Genomic DNA, 21,905 nt, shown 5'->3' with positions numbered 1-21,905 from the left:
CCGGGCCTCCCAGAAAAGATCATCAGAATTCAGGGTTCGCTGTGCTGCCACTCGATGTCGCTGAAGGAGGTGAAGTCGGGCAGCCACTGCAGCTCGATGGTGCGGGTCTCGCCGTGGCGGTTTTTGGCGACGATGCACTCGGCCAGGTTGGGGTTCTCGGTGTCCTTGTTGTAATAGCCCTCCCGATAGAGGAACATGACGATGTCTGCATCCTGCTCGATGGCACCCGACTCACGCAGGTCGGACAGCATGGGACGCTTGTCCGTGCGGGACTCGTTGGCACGGGAGAGCTGGCTTAAGCACAGCACGGGGACGTTCAGCTCCTTGGCCATGATCTTCAAGGAGCGGGAGATGTCGGAGACGATCTGCTGGCGGTTGTCCCCCTGGCGGGTCTTGCCCCCGGCGGACTGCATCAGCTGGAGATAGTCGATGACCACCAGCCCCAGGTCCTCCACCCGGCGGCACTTGGCGTTGATGTCGGCCACGGTGACGGAGGAGTCATCGTCGATGAGGATGCGGGATTGGTTCAGCGAGTCGGCGGCCACGGCGATCTTGTCCCAGTCGTCGTCGGTGAGCTTGCCGGTGACCAGCTTTTTGTTGTCCACAAAGCACTCGCTGGAAATGAGACGCAGGGCCAGCTGCTCCCGGCTCATCTCCAGGGAGAAGAAGGCCACCTGCTTGCCCGACTTTTTGCCCGCATCCAGCAGGATGTTCAGGGCCATGGAGGTCTTGCCCATGCCGGGGCGGGCGGCCAGAAGGATGAGGTCGGACTTGTTCAGACCGGAGATGGCCCGGTCCAGGTCTCTTAACCCGGTGGACAGGCCGGGGATGGCGCTGTCGCTGGCGGCCAGCTCGGCCAGGCGGTCGTACACGTCGATGATGACGTCGGAGATGGGGGTGAGGCCCCGGGCGGAGCGGCCCTGGCGGATGGCGTAGATGCGCTGCTCCGCCGCCTCCAGAATGTCCTGCCCGGTGTCGGAGCCCTGGCGGACCATGGCCAGCAGGTCCCCCGCCGTCTCGGCCACCCGGCGCTGGAGGGTGTTGTCCTTAAGAATGTCGATGTATTCCTTGACATTGGCGGCGGTGGGGGTGGTGTCCATGAGCTGGAGGAGATAGCCCCGGGACTGGTTCTCGTCATAGACGCCGTTTTGCTTCATGTTCTCCAGCACCGTGACGGGGTCGATGGTCATGGAGTAGTTGAACATGGAGTAGATGGTCTCGTAGATGTCCCGGTTCTGCTGGAGATAGAAATCGTCGGGACGGAGCTTGTCGATGACCTCGGGCACACAGCGGGGGTCGATGAGCATCGAGCCCAAAACGGCCTGCTCGGCCTCTGTGCTGTGGGGCAGCTGGCGCAGCAGCAGCTCCTCCTCTTCCGTTGCCATAGGGATCGCCTCCAAACCTAAGATCGGGGAAAAATCAAACAGGAAAAAGTGACAAAACGCGGCCAGGGTTCAGGTGGCCGCGTTTTTATCCGCCGGAGCGGGAGAGATTCAGGCTTCGGTGACCATGACGCTGACGGTGCCTACCACCTCGTAGCCCAGCTTGGCCTTGATCTGATAGCCGCCACAGGCCTTGATGGGCTCGTCCAGGACCAGCTTGGTCTTGGCGATGTTCACGCCGTACTGCTCAGAGAGGGCCTCGCTGACCTCCTTGGCGGTGACGGCGCCGAACAGACGGCCGCCCTCGCCGGCCTTGGCGGCGATCTTCACGGTCATATCCTTCAGCTTTTTGGCGGTGGCCTCGGCCTCGGCCTTCTCGGCGGCCTCCTGGGCCTTGCGGGCCTTCTCCTGCTGCTTCATGGTGTTCAGGTTTTCGGCGGTGGCGATGACGGCCAGCTTTTTGGGCAGCAGGAAGTTGCGGGCATAGCCGTCGGACACGTCCACCAGCTGGCCCTTTTTGCCCTGGCTCTTAACGTCCTGAGTGAGAATGACTTTCATAGTTAAAACCTCCAGTAGATGTCTTGTGCGTCCCGCCCCGCAGGGGCGGGGGGCACGAATTTATTTTTCAAAGTATTGATCGATGGCTTCTTTCAGTGCCTGGGCCACCTCATCCACGCTTTGGCCGGACACCTGGCCCCCTGCCGCTGCGGCGTTGCCGCCGCCGCCCAGTTTTTCCAGGATGACCTGAACGTTGGTGTCCCCCATGGAGCGGGCGGACAGGTTCACCTTGTCCCCGTCGGGGGCGACCACAAAGGAGGTGTCGATGCCCATGATGTTCAGCAGCTCGTCGGCGGCCTGGGCGGCGATGATGCGGTTCACCGGCTGGGGGCTGACGGCCAGGGCGATGTGGTCCCGATAGAGCTGGGCGTTCTGGATGAGGGCGTATTTGGCCACCGTGTCGGCCAGGTCGTTTTGATAGAGCTTTTTCACCTCGGCGGTGTCTGCGCCGGAGCGGCGGAGGAAGGCCGCCGCCTCGAAGGTGCGGCCACCGGTGCGCATGGTGAAATTCTTGGTGTCCAGCACGATGCCGGCCAGCAGGGCCTCGGCCTCGGAGCGCAGGATCTGGTTGGGCTCCACAATGTATTGCAGCAGCTCCGTGACCATCTCAGAGGCGGAGGAGGCATAGGGCTCGTGGTAGTTCAGGGCGGCCCCCTCAATGTAGGTGGCGGCCCGGCGGTGGTGGTCGATCACGGCCACCCGGTTGCAGGACTCCAGCAGCTCCGCCGCCTGGACCTGATCGGGCCGGTTGGTGTCCACCACCACGGTCAGGGAGCGGGAGTCGGCGATGAGCAGGGCCTCCTGGGCAGTGAGGAAGCAGTCCTGATACTCGGGCAGGGGAGAAAGCCGGTCGATGAGCTCCTGGGCCGGGGGCGGCGCGGCCTCTTTGATGATGTGGACGGGAACGCCGTTTTTCCGGCACAGGGCGCACACGCCCGCCGCCGCACCGAGACAGTCGTTGTCCGGGGAGCGGTGGCCCATGATGAACACCTGGGAGGAGTCGGACACCAGAGCGGACAGGGCGTTGGCCATGACCCGGCTTTTTACCTTGGTGCGCTTTTCCGTCTCCTTGGAGCGGCCGCCATAGAACTCGAAAGTAAACTTGTTGCGGATGACGGCCTGGTCGCCGCCCCGGGACAGGGCCATGTCGATGGACAGGTTGGCAAACTGGAACAGCTCCCGATAGGTCTCCCCGTCCTTGCCCACGCCGATGGACAATGTGGCGTTGATGCCGCTGGGGTTGACCACCTGATGGATGGCATCCAGAATGTCAAACTTGTTTTCGATAAATTTGGCCAGATACTGTTCATCGAAGATGAAGAGATAGCGCTCCCGCTGATAGCGGCGGAGCATACCGCCCGATTCGGCCACCCACTCGTCCAGGCGGGAGTCGATCTCGGACACCAGAGCCGAGCGCTGGTTCTCCGTCAGGTTCTTCATCAGCTCGTCATAGTTGTCCAGCAGAAGCACGGCGGCCACGGGGCGGGTGGCCTGATACCGCTCCCGGATCAGAGAAAACTCGGTCACATCCACCCAATAGGTGGTGGCCAGAAAACCGCCGCTGCGGCCCCCGGTGCGCACCAGATGGCCAAAGACCAAAAACCGGCGGCTGCCATACTCCACCTCGGTGGGGCACTCGGTTTTGCCCTCCATGAGCCACCGGGAGTCGAAGCCGGGGATGAGGGCGGACAGCTTGGCATCGAACAGGTGCTCCCGCTCGCCGGTGAGCTGGAGAAAGCGGTCGTTGGTCCAGATGATGTCGTCGCTCTCCGGGCGGAAGATGATCATGGGCAGGGGGGAGTTGGCCATGGTATCTTTCGTGGCGGTGTCCACCGTGCCGGTGACGTTCTCCAGATAGCGGGCGATCTCTCGCCGGCAGCGGTTGGTGTGCTGTCGGCTGTAGACGGCCAGGGCCAAAATCGCGGCCAGCTCGACCACAGCCAGGGGGATGGAGAAAAAGGCGGAGATCAGGGCAAACAGGACCAGACAGACGAAATACAGCTGAAAGCTGGGTTGAAACAGCCGCGCAAGCTTCCGGTTCAATGGGAATGTCTCCTTTCATAGGCGGGACAGGGCCCGCAGCACTCTCCCGCGTGGGGAGAAAAGGGGAAAATACAAGCCATTATAACAGATGCGGCGGGGGAAAACAAGTCCGTCAGCCCTGGGCACGGAGCAGCAGCTCCACCTGGCGGAGCTGCTCCACCGTGTTCACACCCAACATCTCATCGGGGGCGCAGGTGTCGCACAGGCCCACCCGCAGGCCCTGGGTCTTTAAAAGAGCGGGGACATCGGTGAGGTAGAGCTCCCCCTGGGCGTTGTTGTTGTTCAGCAGATCCAGCACCCGCAGCAGGGCGGGGACGTGAAAGACATAGGTGCCGGTGTTCACCTCGGTGACGGCGGCCTGCTCCGGGGTGCAGTCCCGGGCCTCTACGATGCAGCGGAAGGAGCCGTCCGGCTCCCGCAGCACCCGACCATAGCTGCCCCCCTCGTCCAGGCGGGCGGAGAGCATGGTGCAGGCGTTGCCTTGACTCAGATGGGTGTCCACCAGGGACTGGAAGGTCTGCTGCCGCATCATGGGCGCATCGCCGCAGCAGACGATGAGATGGCCGTCGAAGCCCTCCAGCAGGGGGGCGGCGTACTGCACGGCCCCACCGGTGCCGTTTAACGTCTCCTGCACGGCGTGGGGGTACTGGGGAAAGGCGGATAGGACCTTCTCCTTCTTCCAGCCCACCACCAGGATGATATCCTCCGGGGGGAGGAAGGACAATCCCCGCAGCACATAGTAGAGCAGGGGGTGGCCGTCCGCCTGGCGCATGACCTTGGGCAGGTCAATGCCCTCGGTCTGTAGACGGGTGCCCTTGCCGGCGGCCAGCACCAGGGCCTTTACGTTGTGATCCATATGAAAGTCTCCTTTTGTTGAGTTGGGGGTCTGAAAGCCATCGAGAGCCGGTGTAGGGGCAGCTATCAGCCGCCCGATTGTTGGCGTTCCGGTGTCGCGGGCGGATGATATCCGCCCCTACAGGAGCTTTGTTCTTTCAACCGGAATCCCCCCGCCGCTTCGCGGCCCTCCCCCCTTTGACAAGGGGGGCTGATGATGCGGCCTTTTAGGCCCCCTTGTGAAAGGGGGCTGGCATCGCCAACGGCGATGACTGAGGGATTCGTCCTCTGATTTACAGCGCCTGGCCCCGGGCCCAGAGCTTGGGCAGACGGACATAGAAGTCCCCCTTGTCCTCCCAGATCAGCAGCAGGCAGCCGTCCTTCACGGAGACGGCGGCGGGCCGGTCGGGGAGAAACTCGTTGCTCACGCCGATGGGGAAGCTGCTGGTCATGTCATAGCCCGTGAGCGGGTATTTCAAATTGGACAGGGTGACCCCGTGGGCGGTGCCGCTGCTGCACAGCACGGACAGATAGCCGGACATGGTGGGGGGAAAGGCGAGAGAGCTGTCCCGCAGGGCGGTGACCACGGTTTTCTCCCCGGCCAGAAAGCCCACGGCCCCCTGGGTGCTCAGCCAGTCCAGCAGCTGGAGGTTGCCCAGGGTGTGCTCCAGCCGGCCGCCCAGGCCGCCCAGCAGCACGAAGCGGCGATAGCCCAGCTCCAGCCCCCGGCGCAGGGCGAACACCATGTCGGTGTCATCCTTCTCGGCGGGGAGCTGGGTGACGTTGGGGTGCTGGGGCGTATAGCCCAGGGAGTCGAAGTCCCCCACCACCAGGTCGGGGGTGACACCATAGGCCATCAGGGAGTCATAGCCCCGGTCGGCGGCAATGACATAGTCCCCGGGGGCGGGGGAGGGGCGCAGGGACAGGGACAGAGACATGGCCCCCACTACATAACAGATACGGTCTTGATTTGCCATAACGGACCTTCCTTAATTCACTGCGTTTTCTGATCCACCGCCGCCGGGAAAGGGGATCATATCGGGTTCGGCGGCTTGAGGTGGAGCGAATCAAAATCATTATAGCACAGATGCTCCCGCTTTTGAAATAGGAAAGACATATTTGGGGCTCTTTTCTGCAAAATTTCCTGTGGGAGCCGTTGACTTTCCTGATGGCAGCAGATAGAATGATAACGCGATCGGAAAAACGGGCGGCTTTGGCCGCCCTTGATTTTCATACAGGAGACAAGAACATGACGGGACATTATTTGGACAACGCGGCCACCACCCCTGTGCGGGCGGAGGCGGCTCAGGCGGCTGTGAAGGCCATGACGGAGGAGTGGGGCAATCCCTCTGCCCGCCACGCCCTGGGCAGCCGGGCGGCAGAGCAGGTGAAGCAGTGGCGGGGGGAGGTGGCCGCCGGACTGGGCTGTATGCCGGAGGAGGTGGTCTTTACCTCCTGCGGCACCGAGAGCGACAACTGGGCCATCCGGGCCGCCGCAGAGCTGGGCAAGCGGAAGGGAAAGCACATCATCACCACCGCCATCGAGCATGCGGCGGTGCTGGAGCCCTGCCGGGCCCTGGAGCGGGAGGGCTATGAGGTGACCTATCTCCAGCCCGACCGGAGCGGGAACATCACCGCCCGGCAGGTGAAGGAGGCCCTGCGGCCGGACACCATTCTGGTGTCCATGATGCTGGTGAACAACGAGCTGGGCACCATTCTCCCGGTGGCGGAGACGGCCCGGGTACTGAAGGAGGCCGGCAGCGGGGCGCTGCTCCACTGCGACGGGGTGCAGGGCTTTTTAAAGGTGCCCTTTACCCCCAGACAGCTGGGGGTGGATCTGCTGAGCATCAGCGGCCACAAGATCCACGCCCCCAAGGGCATCGGGGCCATGTATATTCGGAAGGGCCTGAAAATTTCGCCCCTCATCCGGGGCGGCGGACAGGAAAACGGTCTGCGCTCGGGCACCGAGGCCACGGGGCAGCTGGCCGCCCTGGCCGCCGCCGTTACCGCCGGACGGGCCACCCTGGAGCGGGACCTGGCCGCCATGGCCGACCTGAAGCAGTACGCCATGGACCGGCTAAAGAGCGCCGTCCCCCAGGGAAAGGTGCTGGTGGAGGGGGGCGCGCCCCACATTTTGCCCATCAGCCTGGTGGGCTATAAGAGCGAGGTGGTGGTGCGCTTTTTAAGCGACCGGGGGGTGTATATCTCCTCCGGCTCCGCCTGTCACAAGGGCAAGCCCAGCCATGTGTATGCCGCCCTGAAGCTCCCAAAAAAGGAGCAGGACGGAGCCCTGCGGCTGAGCTTCTCCTATGACACCACCCGGGAGGATATCGATGCCCTGGTGGAGGGACTGCAGGCGGCTCAGGCGCAGCTGTTCCCCTCTATGTCTTAACTTGCGGCCCAAAAGGCCCTAACAGGAAGGAGAGAGACCGTGTTTTCTTATATGAAGCAGCGGCCTGGTTTTTATAAAGAGGTGGTGGCCCTGGCCACCCCCATTGTGCTGCAAAACTTGATCACCAGCGCCCTGGGCATGGCGGACACTTTTATGGTGGGTATGCTGGGGGAGACCCCCATGGCGGCGGTGGCCCTGGCCAACATCCCCCTCTATGTGGTGCAGCTGTTTATCTTCGGCGTACAGAGCGGCGCCACCGTTTTGCTGAGCCAATATTGGGGCAAGCAGGACATGGGCGCCATCAATCGGGTGATGGGCGTGTCCATCTGGATCGCCGTTTCCATCACGGCCCTGTTTGCCGGCATATTGCTGGTGTGTCCCATCCCCTTTTTAAGCCTGTTCGGTAACCAGGGGGAGGTCATTGCGCTGGCCGCCCAATACGGCAAGCTGGCCGGGCTGTCCTATGTCTTTTCGGCGCTGACCATGATGTATGTCACGGCCTATCGCAGTATGGAGCGCCCTCAGCTGGGTCTGTATATTCTGATGGTATCCATGACGCTGAACACCTTCTTGAACTGGGTGTTTATCTTCGGCAATCTGGGCGCGCCCGCCTTGGGGGTGCGCGGTGCGGCGCTGGCCACCCTCATCGCCAGAAGTGCGGAACTGGTCATCGTGGTGGTGCATCTGCTTACGACAAAATTCTTCCGGGTGCAGCCCGCTCTGGTGCTGCTGCCCGGCCTGGATATGCTCAAACGCTTTGTCCGCTATGGCGGCCCGGTGGTGTGCAACGAGACCTTGTGGGGACTGGGCACCTCTATGTTCGCCACGGTGATGGGTCACATGGAGGGCTCCACCGAGATACTGGCCGCCTATACCATTGCGGGCAACGTGGAGAAGATCTGCATGGTGTTCTCCTTTGGCATCGCCGCCACCGCGGCCATCATCATCGGCCGGGAGATCGGTGCGGGGCGGACTGACCAGGTATACAACACCGGCCTGACGCTGAACACCCTGGCCGCCCTGTGCGGAGCCTGTCTGGGGGTGCTGCTGTGGCTGTTTGCCCGGTTTGTTGCGCCGGTGTGGGTATTCCCCCTGTTCCACCTGTCCGAGGGGGCGGAGTCGGTGGCCACCATGATGATCACCGTGATGGCCCTGTATATGACGCTGAAAGACTTCAACAGCGTGAACATCGTGGGCGTGCTCCGGGGCGGCGGCGACGTGCGGGCGGCTACCCTGATCGACATCGGCCCCCTGTGGACCTGCGCCATCCCCTATGCCGCCATCTGCGGCCTGGTGCTGCGTCTGCCCGTGCTGTGGGTGTATCTGGCCTTCCCCCTGGAACAGGTCATCAAGTGTTCGATGGGCATCAGCAGACTGCGCTCCGGCAAGTGGGTGAGAGACGTCACGGCGGTCCATCCGCTGGCAAAAGCACTGGACTGAAACAGAATATAAAATTAGCAATGCCGAAGCTTTTCTGCAAGGGAAGCCTCGGCATTGTTTTGTTTAAAATAAATTCATAAAGTCCCTATTGACAATTCCCCACCCGGGGGGTATATTATCTTTAGCACTCGGGAAGAGTGAGTGCTAAGAAACGAAACCGAAAGGAACGGCGGCGCAATGGAACTGACAGAACGTAAAAAGCGAATATTGCAGGCCATTGTAGAGACCTATATCGAGACCGCCGAGCCGGTGGGCTCTAAGGTCGTGGCCGAGAAGGCCCGGCTGGATGTGTCCACCGCCACCATCCGAAATGAGATGGCCGACCTGACGGAGCTGGGGCTGCTGGAACAGCCCCACACCTCCGCCGGACGCATCCCCTCCGCTGCAGGCTATCGCCTGTATGTGAACGAGCTGATGGACCGCCACCAGCTGACCTTGCAGGAGACCGAGCGGATCAACCAGGCGCTGAACGTGAAGATGGAGGAGCTGGACCGGGTCATTGACCGGGCGGGCAAAGTCCTCTCCCAGATCAGCGACTACCCCGTGTTCACTGCCGCCACGGTGAAAGACCAGGTGACAGTGAAGCGGTATGACCTGCTGGTGGTGGAGGAGCGGGCGTTTATCGCCGTGGTCATGACGGACAACAGCGTGGTGAAAAATAAGCTGGTCCATGTGGCCGAGCCGGTGTCTGACACCCAGATCCAGCTGCTGTCCGCTGTGCTGAACAGCTCCTTTGTGGGCGTGTCCCGGGAGGAGATGGAGCAGACCCTGGACAAGATGGAGACCCGGACGGCGGCAGCCGCGTTTGACCTCATCTCCATCGTGGTACAGTTTGCCCAGGAGGTGCTGGCCCAGCAGGGAAACCAGATGGTCCACACCGCCGGCATCACCCACCTGCTGGAGCACCCGGAGTATCACAGCTTGGACAAGGCCAAGCCCCTGATGACCTATCTCAGCGAGGAGAAGGATGCCTCCAAGCTGCCGGTGCCCATGACGGGCAAGAACATGGATATCCTCATTGGTCCCGAAAATGTCAGCGAGGCCCTGAAAGACACCAGCGTGGTGATGGCCAGCTATGACATCGGGGACAATATGAAGGGCGTGATCGGCGTGGTGGGTCCCACCCGCATGGATTACGCCAAGGTGACGGCCCGCCTGTCCTACTTTGCCGAGAGCCTGACCAAGATGTTCGGCAAGGGGGAGCTCCCCGCCGGGGAGGTCCAGCAGGAGCTGGGGCCGGAGCGCCGGGACGACAATGAGAACTAGATAAAAGGAGCGCACAGCTATGAGCAAGAAGGAAAAGCAGAACGAGACGCCCCAGCAGGAGCCCGCAGTGGAGGAGCAGGACGTCAAGCAGGAGGTGGCAGCCGAGCCTGAGGAGACGGCAGTCGATCCGCTGCTGAGCGAGCTGGAGTCGCTGAAGGACCAGGTGGCCGGGCAGGAGGACAAATACCTGCGCCTGGCTGCGGAGTATGACAACTACCGCAAGCGCACCGCCAAAGAGAAGGAATCCCTTTGGACCGACGTGAAGGCGGACACCGCCGGGGCCTTCCTCCCCGTCTATGACAATCTGGAGCGGGCCCTGAAGCAGGATACCGCCGACGAGGCCTTTAAAAAGGGCGTGGAGATGACCATGAACCAGCTGAAAGAGGTTTTGACCAAGCTGGGTATCACCGAGATCCCCGCCCAGGGCCAGCCCTTCGACCCCAAGTATCACAATGCGGTGATGCATGTGGAGGACGAGAGCCTGGGCCAGAACGTGGTGGCTGAGGTGTTCCAGACGGGCTTTCAGTGCGGCGAAAAGGTCATCCGCTTCGCCATGGTGAAAGTGGCCAACTGATAAATTTGATATCACTTTTCCGTCCGGCTGAAAGGCAAACGGGAATTTGAAAATAGTAACCTTGTAAACACACACTTTTTCATATATTGGAGGAATTGATTATGTCTAAGATCATTGGTATCGACCTGGGTACTACAAATAGCTGCGTGGCTGTGATGGAGGGCGGCGACGCCGTGGTCATCCCCAACGCGGAAGGCAACCGGACCACCCCCTCTGTGGTGGCCTTCTCCAAGGACGGCGAGCGTATGGTGGGCCAGGTGGCAAAGCGCCAGGCCATCACCAACCCCGACCGCACCGTGATCTCCATCAAGCGTGAGATGGGCACCGACTATAAGGTGGACATCGACGGCAAGAAGTACACCCCCCAGGAGATCAGCGCCATGATCCTGCAGAAGCTGAAGTCGGATGCCGAGGCCTATCTGGGCCAGAGCGTCACCGAGGCGGTCATCACCGTCCCCGCCTACTTCACTGATGCCCAGCGTCAGGCCACCAAGGATGCCGGCAAGATCGCCGGTCTGGACGTGAAGCGTATCATCAACGAGCCCACCGCCGCGGCCCTGGCCTATGGCGTGGACAAGGAGACGGCCCAGAAGGTCATGGTGTATGACCTGGGCGGCGGCACCTTCGATGTGTCCATCCTGGACATCGACGACGGTGTGATCGAGGTGCTGGCCACCGCCGGCAACAACCGCCTGGGCGGCGACGACTTTGATAAGTGCGTGATGGACTGGATGGCCGCCGAGTTCAAGAAGACCGAGGGCGTGGATCTGACCGGCGACAAGGTGGCCATGCAGCGCCTGAAGGAGGCCGCCGAGAAGGCCAAGATCGAGCTGTCCGGCGTCACCTCCACCAACATCAACCTACCCTATATCACCGCCGATGCCACCGGCCCCAAGCACCTGGACCTGACCCTGACCCGGGCCAAGTTCGACCAGCTGACCGCCCATCTGGTGGAGGCCACTGCCGGCCCCGTGCGCCAGGCTCTGTCCGACGCGGGCCTGAGCGGCAATGACCTGGCCAAGGTGCTGATGGTGGGCGGCTCCAGCCGTATCCCCGCCGTGCAGGACATGGTGAAGAAGCTCACCGGCAAGGAGGGCTTTAAGGGCATCAACCCCGACGAGTGCGTGGCCATGGGCGCCGCCCTCCAGGGCGGCGTGTTCACCGGCGACGTGAAGGACCTGCTGCTGCTGGATGTCACCCCCCTGTCCCTGGGCATCGAGACCATGGGCGGCGTGATGACCAAGCTCATTGACCGCAACACCACCATCCCCGTGAAGAAGAGCCAGACCTTTACCACCGCCGCCGACAACCAGACCTCCGTGGAGGTCCACGTGCTCCAGGGCGAGCGTGAGATGGCTCAGTACAACAAGACCCTGGGCCGCTTCAACCTGGACGGCATCGCTCCTGCCCGCCGGGGCGTGCCTCAGATCGAGGTCACCTTCGACATCGATGCCAACGGCATTGTGAACGTGTCCGCCAAGGACCTGGGCACCGGCAAGGAGCAGCACATCACCATCACCTCCTCCACCAACATGTCCAAGGACGACATCGACAAGGCCGTGAAGGAGGCCGAGCAGTTCGCCGCCGAGGATGCCAAGCGCAAGGAAGAGGTGGACATCCGCAACCAGGGCGACCAGATGGTCTATCAGACCGAGAAGACCCTGGAGGAGATGGGCGACAAGATCCCCGCGGGCGACAAGGCCAGCGTGGAGAGCGCCCTGGGCAAGCTGAAGGAGACCCTGAAGGGCACCGACACCCAGGCCATCAAGAACGCCACCGAGGAGCTGACGAAGGCTTTCTACGCCGTGAGCGAAAAGCTGTATGGCCAGCAGGGCGGCCAGGCCGGTCAGCCCGGCCCCGACATGGGCGGCCAGGCCCAGCAGGGCGGCACTTCTGCCGGCCCTGATGTGGTGGATGCCGACTATGAAGTCGTGGACGACGACAACAACAAGAAGTAAGCCTCTGGAGGAAATAAGACCCTCTGGAGCGCCGAACACAACAATATTGCTTCGGTGGGGCGGGAGGTATCCTTCCGCCCCACTCGGGGCGTTCAGGCGGGCGCATAAGGTCGCTCCGCCGTGGGGAACGCGGCGAGGGAACGCACAGGCGTCCGCCGTTTTCGTCCCTCCTGATACAGAAGGTGAAGAGATATGGCAGAACAGAAACGAGATTTTTATGAGGTCCTGGGCGTGAGCAAAACGGCCACGGACGAGGAGTTAAAGAAGGCCTACCGCAAGCTGGCCAAGAAATATCACCCGGATATGAACCCCGGGGACAAGGAGGCCGAGGCCAAGTTCAAAGAGGTGAACGAGGCCTATGAGGTCCTGTCCGACAAGGACAAGCGGGCCAAGTATGACCAGTTCGGCCATGCGGGGGTGGACCCCAACTTTGGCGCCGGCGGCTATGGCGGCGGTGGGTTCGATATGGGAGACATCGACCTGGGCGACCTGTTCGGGTCCTTCTTCGGCGGTGGCTTCGGCGGCGGCGGCTTCGGCGGCCAGCAGCGGGCCAATGCCCCCCAACGGGGGGAGAGCCTGCGGGCCAACCTGACCATCTCCTTTGAGGAGGCCGCCTTTGGCTGCAAGAAGGAGATCGAGCTTAGCCGCACGGAGGAGTGCCAGGACTGCCACGGCTCCGGCTGTCAGCCCGGGACCACGGCGGAGGTGTGCCCCGACTGCCGGGGTGCCGGTGTGGTACGCATCCAGCGGGGCGGCGGCGGCTTTGCCTTTACCAGCACGGCCCCCTGCCAGCGGTGCCGGGGCACGGGTAAGATCATCCACAGCCCCTGCAAGAGCTGCGGCGGCGCGGGCGTGACACGCAAGAAGCGCCGCATCGAGGTGAACATCCCCGCCGGCATCAACGAGGGCCAGGCGATCTCCGTCCGGGGCCAGGGCAACGCGGGTAAGAACGGCGGTCCCTCCGGCGATTTGATCGTGGGCATCCGCATCAAGCCCAGCCCCATCTTCCAGCGGGACGGGAGTACCGTGCTGTATGAGCAGACGGTGTCCTTCTACCAGGCGGCCATGGGCGCGGAACTGGAAATCCCCACCATTGACGGCAAGGTGAAGTGGAACCTGCCCGCCGGGACCCAGCCCGGGACCACCTTCCGCCTGAAGGGCAAGGGTATCCCCACCCTCCAGGGCCGTGGCCGGGGCGACCAGTACGTTACCGTGAAGGTGAAGGTGCCTGTGAACCTGAATGCCGAGCAGAAGGAGGCCCTGCGGGCCTTCGGCGCGGCCATGGGCGAGGCCGTGGGTGCGGCAGAGGAAGAGTCCGGTCTGAAGGGCTTTTTCGACAAGCACATAAAAAAGAAATAAACAGACACGGCAAACGCCGCATTCTTCCTGAGAATGGAAGAGCGCGGCGCTTTTTTGCGCACTGAGCTTCGTTTACAGCGGGTCGGACTTTATAATATGAAGCGTTAGCTTTAAAATATTAAGAAAACGTTAAAAATACTAGCTAAAACGAAAATAAGATATATAATATAGACAAAGGAGAAAAAAGAACTTCAACAGAAGTTGTCAAAACCAACAATACCGGAGAAAGGAGCAGGAGATGTTAGTGCTGCTGGGAAACGTATTTTATGCAAGGATGAGTTTGATGTTCCTCCTCGTGGTGATCGCCCCCATCGTGGCCATGGCTGTGACCAGTGCGATCTATTTCCTGCTGGACCTGCTGGGCTGCTTCGGCGGACACCTCTTCGGGAGAAAGACGGGCATGTAAGCGGACAAAACAGAGCGTGGGCGACTCCCCAATTCGGGGAGCCGCCCTTTTGCGTTTATGGCGTGACCAGCAGGGGCTGGAGCTGGTATCCCTCCAGGGCCGCCTGGGCGGCGGCGGGGACCAGGGTGAAGTCGGCCACCAGGGAGGTGGGCTTGTGCAGGGGATCGTCCTGGCCGAAGGGGACGAAGTAGATGTATTTTCGGGCCAGCAGGGCCCCGATGGCGGCGGCGGAGGCGGACAGTCCGTCGTTGGTGGAGGGGGCGATGAGCAGGGGGCGGCCGTTGCGCAGATGGGCCTTGGCGGCCATGGTCACGCTGGAGTCGGTGACCCCGGCGGCCAGCTTGCCCAGGGTGTTGCCCGTGCAGGGGCAGAGGATGAGCAGGTCCAGCAGCTTTTGAGGGCCGATGGGTTCGGCAGCTTTCACCGTGGCGATGACCCGGTGGTCGCAGATGCGTTCCATCTCCCGCATCAGGTCATGGGCGTTTCCGAAGCGGGTGTCGGTGGCGGCAGTACACTCTGAGACGATGGGGATCACGTTTCTCCATCGGGCGCGCACCTGCTCCAGGGCGGCCATGGCCCGGGCGTGGGTGCAGAAGGAGCCGCACATGGCAAAGCCGACTGTCTTTTCCTCCAAGAATATCCCTTCCTTTCAAACCGTATGACTTGCGGAGCCTATCGCCCCAGTTCCTGGAGCATGTTATAGATGGCGGTCTGGATGGCCGCTCCGGCGGTGACGGGCGCCACCTTTCCCGGCAGGGCCAGGGCCCAGATGACAGTCAGTCCCAGCTCCCCCGCCGCCCGCTGATCCACGCCCCCGGGCTTGGAGGCCAGGTCCAGAATGAGACAGCCGGGCTTTAAGTCCTCCAGCTCCCGCCGGGTGAGGACGGGGGCGGGGATGGTGTTCACCACCAGGTCATAGCCGCACAGCCATCCTGCCAGGTGGTTGAGGGGCTGGGGGTCAAAGCCCATGGCCTGGGCCCAGGCCAGCTGGTCAAACTTCCGGGCGGCCACACTCACCCGGGCCCCCAGGGCCCCGAAGCGCTGGGCGGTGATGCGGCCCACCCGGCCAAAGCCCAGTACCAGCACCCGGGAGCCGTGGATGGTGATGGGCAGGTGCTCCATGGCCAGCTGCACCGCCCCCTCCGCCGTGGGTACTGCGTTGGCCACCGCCAGCTCCTCCCGGGCGAAGTAGTCGTGGATGGTCAGGCCCCGGGCCTGAGCCAGGGCGCGAGTGTCCGGGTCTACTCGTCCGCCGCAGAGGAATTGCCGGGGGGAGAGACGGTCTAAGATCGGGGCCAGGGGGTGCTCGGCCACCGACAGGGGGGCGTTGAGCAGCCCACCCCCCAGGCTCACGGTCAGGGGCAGCACCACACAGTCGGCCCGGGCGATGCTGCCCAGGTGGTCCTCCTGAATGAGACCGGAGAGGAGTTCTCCCCCGGCATCCAGGGCGTAAACGTGGACGGTGTGGCCGTCCTGGGAGAGCAGCTGGGCCAGGCGTAGCTGGCGCATGTCGCCCCCTACCACCCAAAAATTCAGTTCATGGTTCATAGCGGACCTCCCACATTCGTACTGCTCCAGATTATGCGGGGAAGAGGGGAGGGGTGAACTGGTGTAGGGGCCGCTGTCCCCAGCGGCCCGCCGTTACCAGGCGGTCATCGAGTGGGCGGATGAGGACATCCGCCCCTACTGTGGGGGCTGGCTCAAAATAGGCGTGAAAAAGCCCCGCTTTCCAAATCGGAAAGCGGGGCTGAACGCTCTTATCGAGAAGCTGCTTACTTGGCAGCCTGAGCGGCCTTGATGGCCTCGATGAGCTGGGGCACGACCTTGAACAGATCGCCGCAGATGCCGTAGTCGGCGATCTCGAAGATGGGGGCGGTCTCGTTCTTGTTCACGGCGATGATGCACTCAGAGTCCTGCATACCAGCCTTGTGCTGGATGGCACCGGAGATGCCCAGAGCGACATAGATCTTGGGGTGAACGGTCTTGCCGGTCTGGCCCACCTGGTGGTCGGCGGACATCCAGCCGGAGTCCACCACGGCACGGGAGGCACCCACAACGCCGCCCAGGACCTCGGCCAGCTCCTCGGCCAGCTTGATGCCGGTCTCCACGTCCTTGGAGATGCCGCGGCCCACGGAGACGACCACGTCGGCACCGATCAGGTCGACCATCTTCTTGGCGGCCTTCACGACCTCCACGACCTCGGTCTGCACGTCGTCGGCAGTGAGGGTGAAGTTGGGCTTGATGATCTCGCAGGCATCGGCCTTGGCCTGGTCAAAGGCGGCCTTCTTCATCACGCCGGGACGCACGGTGGCCATGGCGGGACGGAAGCGGGGGCAGATGATGGTAGCCATCAGGTGGCCGCCAAAGGCGGGACGGGTCATCTTCAGATTGCGGTCACCCTCCTTGATGCTGTCGATGGCAGCGGGGGCCAGGGTGGAGGAGGCGCGCAGGAAGTCCTTGTACTTGGGCACGTCGATGTCCAGGTGGGTGCAGTCGGCGCACAGACCGGTGTGCAGACGGGCAGCCAGACGGGGGCCCAGGTCACGGCCGATGTTGGTGGCACCGATGAGCAGGACCTCGGGCTTATACTCGTGGACCAGGTCGCAGATGGCCTTGGTGTAGCCGCCGGTGGTGTAGTCCTTCAGCAGGGCGTCCTGGCAGACATAGACGCCGTCAGCGCCGTAGCCGCCCAGCTCCTTGGCCAGACCTTCCACGTTGTCGCCCAGCAGAACGCCGTACAGCTTGGAGCCCAGCTCGTCAGCCAGCTTGCGGCCCTCGGAGATCAGCTCGAAGGAGGTGGACATCATGGTGCCCTGGCGCTGCTCGCAGAATACCCAAACGCCGCCCTTGAACTCCTCGATCGCGGCACTGTTATAGCTAGACATATTCTTCAATCTCCCTTCTATCAGATCAGGTGCTTGGCGGCCAGCATGCCGGCCAGCTTGTCGCAGGTGGCCCGGTCAGCGCCCTCCAGCATCATGCCCACGCCCTTCTGAGGGGGAGTGAAGGACTTGAAGATGTTGGTGGGGGAGCCCTTCAGGCCGATGGTGGTGGGATCGATGAGGGGATCGTCCTTCAGGGTGTTGTAGTCAAACACCTCATAGGGCTTGGAATAGCACTCAAAGATACCGTCGACGCTCATATAGCGGGGCTGGTTGAGCTCCTTGATGCAGGTGACCAGGCAGGGAGTCTTGACCTTGATGGTCATATAGCCGTCCTCCAGCATGCGCTTGATGGTCAGGGTGTCGCCGTCCTTCTGGATGTCGGCGGCATAGGAGACCTGGGGCAGGCCCAGCTTCTCGGCGATCTGGGGGCCGACCTGGGCGGTGTCGCCGTCGATGGCCTGACGGCCGCACATCACGATGTCTTCCTTCTCCACGCCGATCTTGTTGATGGCAGCGGCCAGGATCTGGGAGGTGGCATAGGTGTCGGAACCGCCAAACTCGCGGCCGGAAACCAGCACGGCGCGGTCCACGCCGCGGGCCTGGATCTCACGCAGCATACCCTCGGCAGGAGGGGGGCCCATGGAGACCACGACCACCTCGGCGCCGGTCTGCTCCTTCAGGGTCAGGGCGGCCTCGACGGCGTTCAGGTCATCGGGGTTGGTGATGGTAGCCATGGAGGCACGATTCAGGGTGCCATCGGGATTGACGGCCACCTTACCGGAGGTATCAGGGACCTGCTTGACACAAACAATGATTTTCATTTCAATCTGCCTCCTAACTTATTTCACACCCAGGTGATTGGCGATGACCATACGCTGGACCTCGGAAGTGCCCTCGTAGATCTCGGTGATCTTGGCATCGCGCATCATGCGCTCCACGGGGTACTCACGGGTGTAGCCGTAGCCGCCGAACAGCTGAACGGCGCGGCGGGTCACGTCGGAGGCAGCCTCAGCCGCGAACAGCTTGGCCATAGCGGCGTCCATGGAGTAGGGCTCGTGATTCTGCTTCTTCATGGCAGCGGAGTAGACCAGGAACTGAGCGGCCTGCATCCGGGTGTGCATGTCGGCCAGCTGGAACTGGGTGTTCTGGAACTGGGACAGGCGCTTCTTGAACTGCACGCGCTCCTGGGTGTACTTGATGGCCTCGTTCACAGCGCCCTCGCCCAGGCCCAGAGCCTGGGAGGCGATGCCGATACGGCCGCCGTCCAGGGTCATCATGGCGATCTTGAAGCCCTGGCCCTCTTTGCCCAGCAGGTTCTCCTTGGGCACGATGCAGTCCTCGAAGATCAGGTCACAGGTGGAAGAGCCGCGGATGCCCATCTTCTTCTCATGCTTGCCCACGGAGAAGCCGGGGAAGTCCTTCTCAACAATGAAGGCGGAGATGCCGTGGTTGCCCAGCTTGGGGTCGGTCATGGCGAAGACCACGAAGGTGGAGGCCACATTGCCGTTGGTGATGAAACACTTGGAGCCGTTGAGGATATAGTTCTCGCCGGACTCGTCCAGCACGGCGGTGGTCTGCTGGCCGGAGGCATCGGTACCGGCGTTGGGCTCGGTCAGGCCAAAAGCGCCGATCTTCTTGCCGGACAGCAGGTCGGGCAGGTACTTCATTTTCTGCTCCTCGGTGCCGTGCTCGAAGATGGGGGCGCAGCACAGGGAGGTGTGGGCGGAGACCACGACGGCGGTGGTGCCGCAGACCTTGGCCAGCTCCTCAACGCACATGGCATAGGACAGCACATCGCCGCCGGCGCCGCCGTACTTCTTGGGGAAGTAGATGCCCATCATACCGAGCTTGGCCATCTTCTCCACGGTCTCCATGGGGAAGCGCTCCTCCTCGTCCAGCTCCTCGGCCAGGGGCTTGACTTCGGTCTCGGCAAACTCGCGGTACATCTTGCGGACCATCTCTTGCTCTCTAGTCAGATGAAAATCCATTTTTCAGTCCTCCTAATTTTTTACTTGGGGGTCATCGGGAAGCCCACGGCCTGCGTTCTCTACAAGGGAGTGATCGAGTGAGCAGACAGCGGGCAGACGATACAGGGACGTTTACCATGCAAGTCGGCTGCCATTTGTTATAATTTTAACAATCCGACCCCGAAAAAATCGCAACACGGGTAGTTTGACCCATCGTTGCGGAGTTTATCGAGCATGGTCTGCTTTCGCAGGATTTTGACTGTGTGAATTATAGCACCAAACCCCAGGCATTGCAAGAGAAAGAGCCTTGGTAATGTTCACTATTTTTGACGAAATTTTGACGTTTTGCAACGGGGGAAATGACGGAGAACAGAGGTAAGTGGCCGAAAAAAGGCGGGAACACAGAAAAAAGCCCCGATATTCACAGAATACCGGGGCTGAGGTGATGTGAAAATGTGCCGAAGGCTTATAAGGCTTATTTGGAATAGTCGTAGAAGCCACGGCCCGTTTTTCTGCCCAGACGGCCGCCGCGGACCATCTTTTTCAGCAGATAAGTGGGACGGTACTTGGAGTCGCCAAACTCGCTGTACAGGGTCTCCATGATGGCCAGACAGACATCCAGGCCGATGAAGTCGCCCAGGGCCAGGGGGCCCATGGGGTGGTTGGCACCCAGCTGCATGGACTTGTCGATGTCCTCCACGGTGGCGGCGTGGGTCTCTACCAGGGCGATGGCATCGTTGATCATGGGGATCAGCAGCTTGTTCACCACGAAACCGGGAGACTCCTCCACCTCCACGGGGTCTTTTCCTAACTCGAAGGCCAGATTCTGGATGAACTTGAATACCTCGGGGGTGGTGTTGATGCCCCGGATGATCTCCACCAGCTTCATGGTGGGCACGGGGTTGAAGAAGTGCATCCCGATAACGGGGTGTTTCAGCCCCTGGCCCATCTCGGTGATGGACAGGGAGGAGGTGTTGGAGGCGAAGATGACACCGTCCTTGCAGATGGGGTCCAGCTGCTTGAGCAGGGCGCGCTTGGTGGACATATCCTCCTTCACGCACTCGATGACCAGGTCGGCATCTGCCGCAGCGTCTATCTCTTCCACCAGAATGTTGGCCATCAGGGCGTCCTTGACCTCCTGGGTCATCTTGCCCTTGTCCACGCGCTTCTGCAGGGACTTGGACAGGTTGTCCTTGTGGCGCTGAGCCGAAGCGGTGCTGCTGGCGTACATCAGGGCGGTGTGTCCCTTGGCCGCAAAGACCTGAGCAATGCCGCTGCCCATGGTACCGGCACCGAAGATCGCAACTTTCATAACTGATTCCCCCTAGATATGTAAGATAATGGAACGAAGTATCTCAATGCAAAGGATGGGAATAGCCGCTGTGCGGGGCTTTTCTCTTGTACATTAGTATAACTGCTTCTCACGCTGAAATCAAGGGGAAAACGATAAAAATTTAGTATTTTCTTTTTAAAACCGCTATTTTTCAAGAGAGACATAACTAAAAAACTATATGTCAAGCCGGGTGTTTTGCTATATTGCAGGAAAGGCCCCGCCCGGGCGCGGCCTGGACGGGGGGTGGGTTAAATCTTGGTGATGTCGTAAGGGGTGGTCTGATAGACGTAGTAATTCAGCCAGTTGGTATAAAACAGCTGGGCGGCGGAGCGCCAGCGGACCACGGGGGTCTGGGTGGGGTCGTCGTTGGGGAAGTAGTGGGCGGGCAGATTCTGGGCTTGCCCCTTGTTCAGGTCCCGGAAATACTCGTTAGCCAGGGTGTCCGGGTCATACTCCGGGTGTCCGGTGATGAAGAAACGGCGGTTATCCTCGCTTTTCACCGCAAAGACCCCGGCCTCCTCGGACACAGCCAGCAGTTCCAGCTCGGGCTGGGCCAGAATGTCCTCCAGATGGTTGGTGGTGTAGCGGGAGTGGGGGACGTAGAACACGTCGTCAAAGCCCCGGAAGAGGGGGGACTGCTTGCGGATCAGGGTGTGGGGGAACACGCCGAATAGTTTGGAGGGCAGAGAGTATTTGGGAATATTATAGTGGTAGTAGAGTCCGGCCTGAGCACCCCAGCAGATATGCAAGGTGGAGTGGACGTGGGTGCGGGTCCACTCCATGATCTGGCACAGCTCGTCCCAATAGTCCACGTCAGTGAAATCCAGGTTTTCTACGGGGGCGCCGGTGATGATCATACCGTCGTACTTACGGTCTTTGATCTGATCAAATGTCGTATAGAAGGAGGAGAGATGGTCGGCATCGGTGTTCTGAGACAGATGGCTGGAGGTGTGCAGCAGCTCCACCTGGACCTGGAGGGGGGAGTTGGACAGCTTGCGCAGCAGCTGAGTCTCCGTGACGATCTTGGTGGGCATCAGGTTCAGAATTAAAAGGTTCAGCGGGCGCATATCCTGGTGCATGGCCCGGTATTCTGTCATGACGAAGATATTTTCTCCCTCCAGCGTGGCCCGGGCAGGCAGGGAGTCTGGCACTTTGATGGGCATGGGTGTGGCCTCCTACATATTATATATAGATATATGTATCAGGGTATCATAACTGCTGTTTTTCTGCAAGAGAGTTTTCTGCGGAAGGATGTGTGTGTCTGACGGACACAGGAAGAGAAGTAAAAAAGAAGGGAAAAAGACGTAAAAAAGTGTTGACAAACCGCGCCGGGTCTGGTAGTATAAGCAAGCGCTTGAGCGAGGGGGGCAATCACTCCGAGCCAAAAGCCGGTGATAAAACTTCAAGGACCTGGCGGATGAGAGGACTTGAGAAGAGGTTGAAAAACTTCTGAAAAAAGTTCTTGACAAAAGGAAAACGAAGTGATATCATTAAAAACCGCTGCAGGA

At 61.3% G+C, this 21,905-nt stretch carries 19 protein-coding genes; 7 read left to right on the top strand and 12 right to left on the bottom strand.

Translation table 11 applies throughout. The features are described 5' to 3' along the window. Positions 1-29: 29 nt before the first annotated feature. From dnaB to H8S55_RS10225, 5 genes are all read right to left on the bottom strand, one after another. Positions 30-1,385, bottom strand: coding sequence for a replicative DNA helicase (gene dnaB / locus H8S55_RS10245; RefSeq protein ID WP_147562559.1), 1,356 nt, complete (start codon positions 1,383-1,385; stop codon positions 30-32). Between the two features lie 108 nt (positions 1,386-1,493). Continuing rightward, positions 1,494-1,940, bottom strand: a complete 447-nt coding sequence (gene rplI / locus H8S55_RS10240; protein WP_147562558.1) for a 50S ribosomal protein L9 — start codon at positions 1,938-1,940, stop codon at positions 1,494-1,496. A gap of 60 nt (positions 1,941-2,000) precedes the next feature. Further along, complete coding sequence (locus H8S55_RS10235; protein WP_186878889.1) at positions 2,001-3,983, bottom strand: DHH family phosphoesterase; 1,983 nt, start codon at positions 3,981-3,983, stop codon at positions 2,001-2,003. A 112-nt stretch (positions 3,984-4,095) separates the two neighbouring features. Then, positions 4,096-4,839, bottom strand: a complete 744-nt coding sequence (locus tag H8S55_RS10230; RefSeq protein WP_186878888.1) for a sugar phosphate nucleotidyltransferase — start codon at positions 4,837-4,839, stop codon at positions 4,096-4,098. A gap of 271 nt (positions 4,840-5,110) precedes the next feature. Then, positions 5,111-5,794 carry a thiamine diphosphokinase gene (locus tag H8S55_RS10225; RefSeq protein ID WP_243200570.1) on the bottom strand — a complete coding sequence of 228 codons (684 nt, stop codon included), beginning with the start codon at positions 5,792-5,794 and terminating at the stop codon, positions 5,111-5,113. Positions 5,795-6,066: 272 nt separating this feature from the next. On the opposite strand from H8S55_RS10225, the gene H8S55_RS10220 reads away from it, so the two are divergent. The 7 genes from H8S55_RS10220 to H8S55_RS14375 all read left to right on the top strand — a co-directional run bounded on the left by H8S55_RS10220 (position 6,067) and on the right by H8S55_RS14375 (position 14,212). Then, positions 6,067-7,209, top strand: coding sequence for a cysteine desulfurase family protein (locus H8S55_RS10220; protein WP_186878887.1), 1,143 nt, complete (start codon positions 6,067-6,069; stop codon positions 7,207-7,209). A 39-nt stretch (positions 7,210-7,248) separates the two neighbouring features. Beyond that, positions 7,249-8,649: an MATE family efflux transporter gene (locus H8S55_RS10215; protein WP_186878886.1), complete on the top strand. Its 1,401-nt coding sequence runs from the start codon at positions 7,249-7,251 to the stop codon at positions 8,647-8,649. A 177-nt stretch (positions 8,650-8,826) separates the two neighbouring features. Then, positions 8,827-9,915 carry a heat-inducible transcriptional repressor HrcA gene (gene hrcA, locus H8S55_RS10210; protein ID WP_186878885.1) on the top strand — a complete coding sequence of 363 codons (1,089 nt, stop codon included), beginning with the start codon at positions 8,827-8,829 and terminating at the stop codon, positions 9,913-9,915. A 19-nt stretch (positions 9,916-9,934) separates the two neighbouring features. Further along, the gene (gene grpE, locus H8S55_RS10205) at positions 9,935-10,489 is read left to right on the top strand and encodes a nucleotide exchange factor GrpE (RefSeq protein WP_186878884.1); all 555 of its coding nucleotides are present in this window, start codon (positions 9,935-9,937) and stop codon (positions 10,487-10,489) included. A gap of 101 nt (positions 10,490-10,590) precedes the next feature. Further along, a complete protein-coding gene (gene dnaK, locus H8S55_RS10200; RefSeq protein ID WP_186878883.1) occupies positions 10,591-12,447 on the top strand; it encodes a molecular chaperone DnaK in 1,857 nt (618 codons plus the stop codon). A 192-nt stretch (positions 12,448-12,639) separates the two neighbouring features. Next, positions 12,640-13,806, top strand: coding sequence for a molecular chaperone DnaJ (gene dnaJ / locus H8S55_RS10195; protein WP_186878882.1), 1,167 nt, complete (start codon positions 12,640-12,642; stop codon positions 13,804-13,806). Positions 13,807-14,089: 283 nt separating this feature from the next. Further along, entirely contained in the window at positions 14,090-14,212 is a 123-nt protein-coding gene (locus H8S55_RS14375) for a hypothetical protein (RefSeq protein ID WP_279287429.1), read from the top strand. Positions 14,213-14,267: 55 nt separating this feature from the next. Here H8S55_RS14375 and H8S55_RS10190 read toward each other — a convergent pair whose 3' ends face one another. From H8S55_RS10190 to metA, 7 genes are all read right to left on the bottom strand, one after another. Next, complete coding sequence (locus tag H8S55_RS10190; RefSeq protein ID WP_147562549.1) at positions 14,268-14,846, bottom strand: dipicolinate synthase subunit B; 579 nt, start codon at positions 14,844-14,846, stop codon at positions 14,268-14,270. 38 nt (positions 14,847-14,884) lie between these two features. Continuing rightward, the gene (gene dpsA, locus H8S55_RS10185) at positions 14,885-15,760 is read right to left on the bottom strand and encodes a dipicolinate synthase subunit DpsA (protein WP_186878881.1); all 876 of its coding nucleotides are present in this window, start codon (positions 15,758-15,760) and stop codon (positions 14,885-14,887) included. A gap of 224 nt (positions 15,761-15,984) precedes the next feature. After that, positions 15,985-17,097, bottom strand: coding sequence for an acryloyl-CoA reductase electron transfer subunit beta (gene acrA / locus H8S55_RS10180; RefSeq protein WP_186878880.1), 1,113 nt, complete (start codon positions 17,095-17,097; stop codon positions 15,985-15,987). A 20-nt stretch (positions 17,098-17,117) separates the two neighbouring features. After that, positions 17,118-17,918 carry an acryloyl-CoA reductase electron transfer subunit gamma gene (acrB, locus tag H8S55_RS10175; RefSeq protein ID WP_147562546.1) on the bottom strand — a complete coding sequence of 267 codons (801 nt, stop codon included), beginning with the start codon at positions 17,916-17,918 and terminating at the stop codon, positions 17,118-17,120. Between the two features lie 18 nt (positions 17,919-17,936). Beyond that, entirely contained in the window at positions 17,937-19,085 is a 1,149-nt protein-coding gene (locus tag H8S55_RS10170) for an acyl-CoA dehydrogenase (RefSeq protein ID WP_186878879.1), read from the bottom strand. Between the two features lie 454 nt (positions 19,086-19,539). After that, positions 19,540-20,376: a 3-hydroxyacyl-CoA dehydrogenase family protein gene (locus H8S55_RS10165; RefSeq protein ID WP_186878878.1), complete on the bottom strand. Its 837-nt coding sequence runs from the start codon at positions 20,374-20,376 to the stop codon at positions 19,540-19,542. Between the two features lie 269 nt (positions 20,377-20,645). Then, positions 20,646-21,560: a homoserine O-acetyltransferase MetA gene (metA, locus tag H8S55_RS10160; RefSeq protein ID WP_186878877.1), complete on the bottom strand. Its 915-nt coding sequence runs from the start codon at positions 21,558-21,560 to the stop codon at positions 20,646-20,648. Between the last annotated feature and the right edge of the window lie 345 nt (positions 21,561-21,905).

It is taken from the genome of Flintibacter faecis, assembly GCF_014287875.1.
Classification (GTDB): domain Bacteria; phylum Bacillota; class Clostridia; order Oscillospirales; family Oscillospiraceae; genus Lawsonibacter; species Lawsonibacter faecis_A.
Note: the sequence above shows the minus strand (reverse complement) of the source record. Positions and strands in the feature narration are given on the sequence as shown.

Excerpts from the sequence above, each read along its gene's own strand:
- dnaB (WP_147562559.1), bottom strand. The coding sequence starts at position 1,385 with ATGGCAACGGAAGAGGAGGAGCTGCTGCTGCGCCAGCTGCCCCACAGC.
- rplI (WP_147562558.1), bottom strand. The coding sequence starts at position 1,940 with ATGAAAGTCATTCTCACTCAGGACGTTAAGAGCCAGGGCAAAAAGGGC.
- H8S55_RS10230 (WP_186878888.1), bottom strand. The coding sequence starts at position 4,839 with ATGGATCACAACGTAAAGGCCCTGGTGCTGGCCGCCGGCAAGGGCACC.
- H8S55_RS10225 (WP_243200570.1), bottom strand. The coding sequence starts at position 5,794 with ATGGCAAATCAAGACCGTATCTGTTATGTAGTGGGGGCCATGTCTCTG.
- H8S55_RS10220 (WP_186878887.1), top strand. The coding sequence starts at position 6,067 with ATGACGGGACATTATTTGGACAACGCGGCCACCACCCCTGTGCGGGCG.
- hrcA (WP_186878885.1), top strand. The coding sequence starts at position 8,827 with ATGGAACTGACAGAACGTAAAAAGCGAATATTGCAGGCCATTGTAGAG.
- grpE (WP_186878884.1), top strand. The coding sequence starts at position 9,935 with ATGAGCAAGAAGGAAAAGCAGAACGAGACGCCCCAGCAGGAGCCCGCA.
- dnaK (WP_186878883.1), top strand. The coding sequence starts at position 10,591 with ATGTCTAAGATCATTGGTATCGACCTGGGTACTACAAATAGCTGCGTG.
- dnaJ (WP_186878882.1), top strand. The coding sequence starts at position 12,640 with ATGGCAGAACAGAAACGAGATTTTTATGAGGTCCTGGGCGTGAGCAAA.
- H8S55_RS14375 (WP_279287429.1), top strand. The coding sequence starts at position 14,090 with ATGTTCCTCCTCGTGGTGATCGCCCCCATCGTGGCCATGGCTGTGACC.
- dpsA (WP_186878881.1), bottom strand. The coding sequence starts at position 15,760 with ATGAACCATGAACTGAATTTTTGGGTGGTAGGGGGCGACATGCGCCAG.
- acrA (WP_186878880.1), bottom strand. The coding sequence starts at position 17,097 with ATGTCTAGCTATAACAGTGCCGCGATCGAGGAGTTCAAGGGCGGCGTT.
- acrB (WP_147562546.1), bottom strand. The coding sequence starts at position 17,918 with ATGAAAATCATTGTTTGTGTCAAGCAGGTCCCTGATACCTCCGGTAAG.
- H8S55_RS10170 (WP_186878879.1), bottom strand. The coding sequence starts at position 19,085 with ATGGATTTTCATCTGACTAGAGAGCAAGAGATGGTCCGCAAGATGTAC.
- H8S55_RS10165 (WP_186878878.1), bottom strand. The coding sequence starts at position 20,376 with ATGAAAGTTGCGATCTTCGGTGCCGGTACCATGGGCAGCGGCATTGCT.
- metA (WP_186878877.1), bottom strand. The coding sequence starts at position 21,560 with ATGCCCATCAAAGTGCCAGACTCCCTGCCTGCCCGGGCCACGCTGGAG.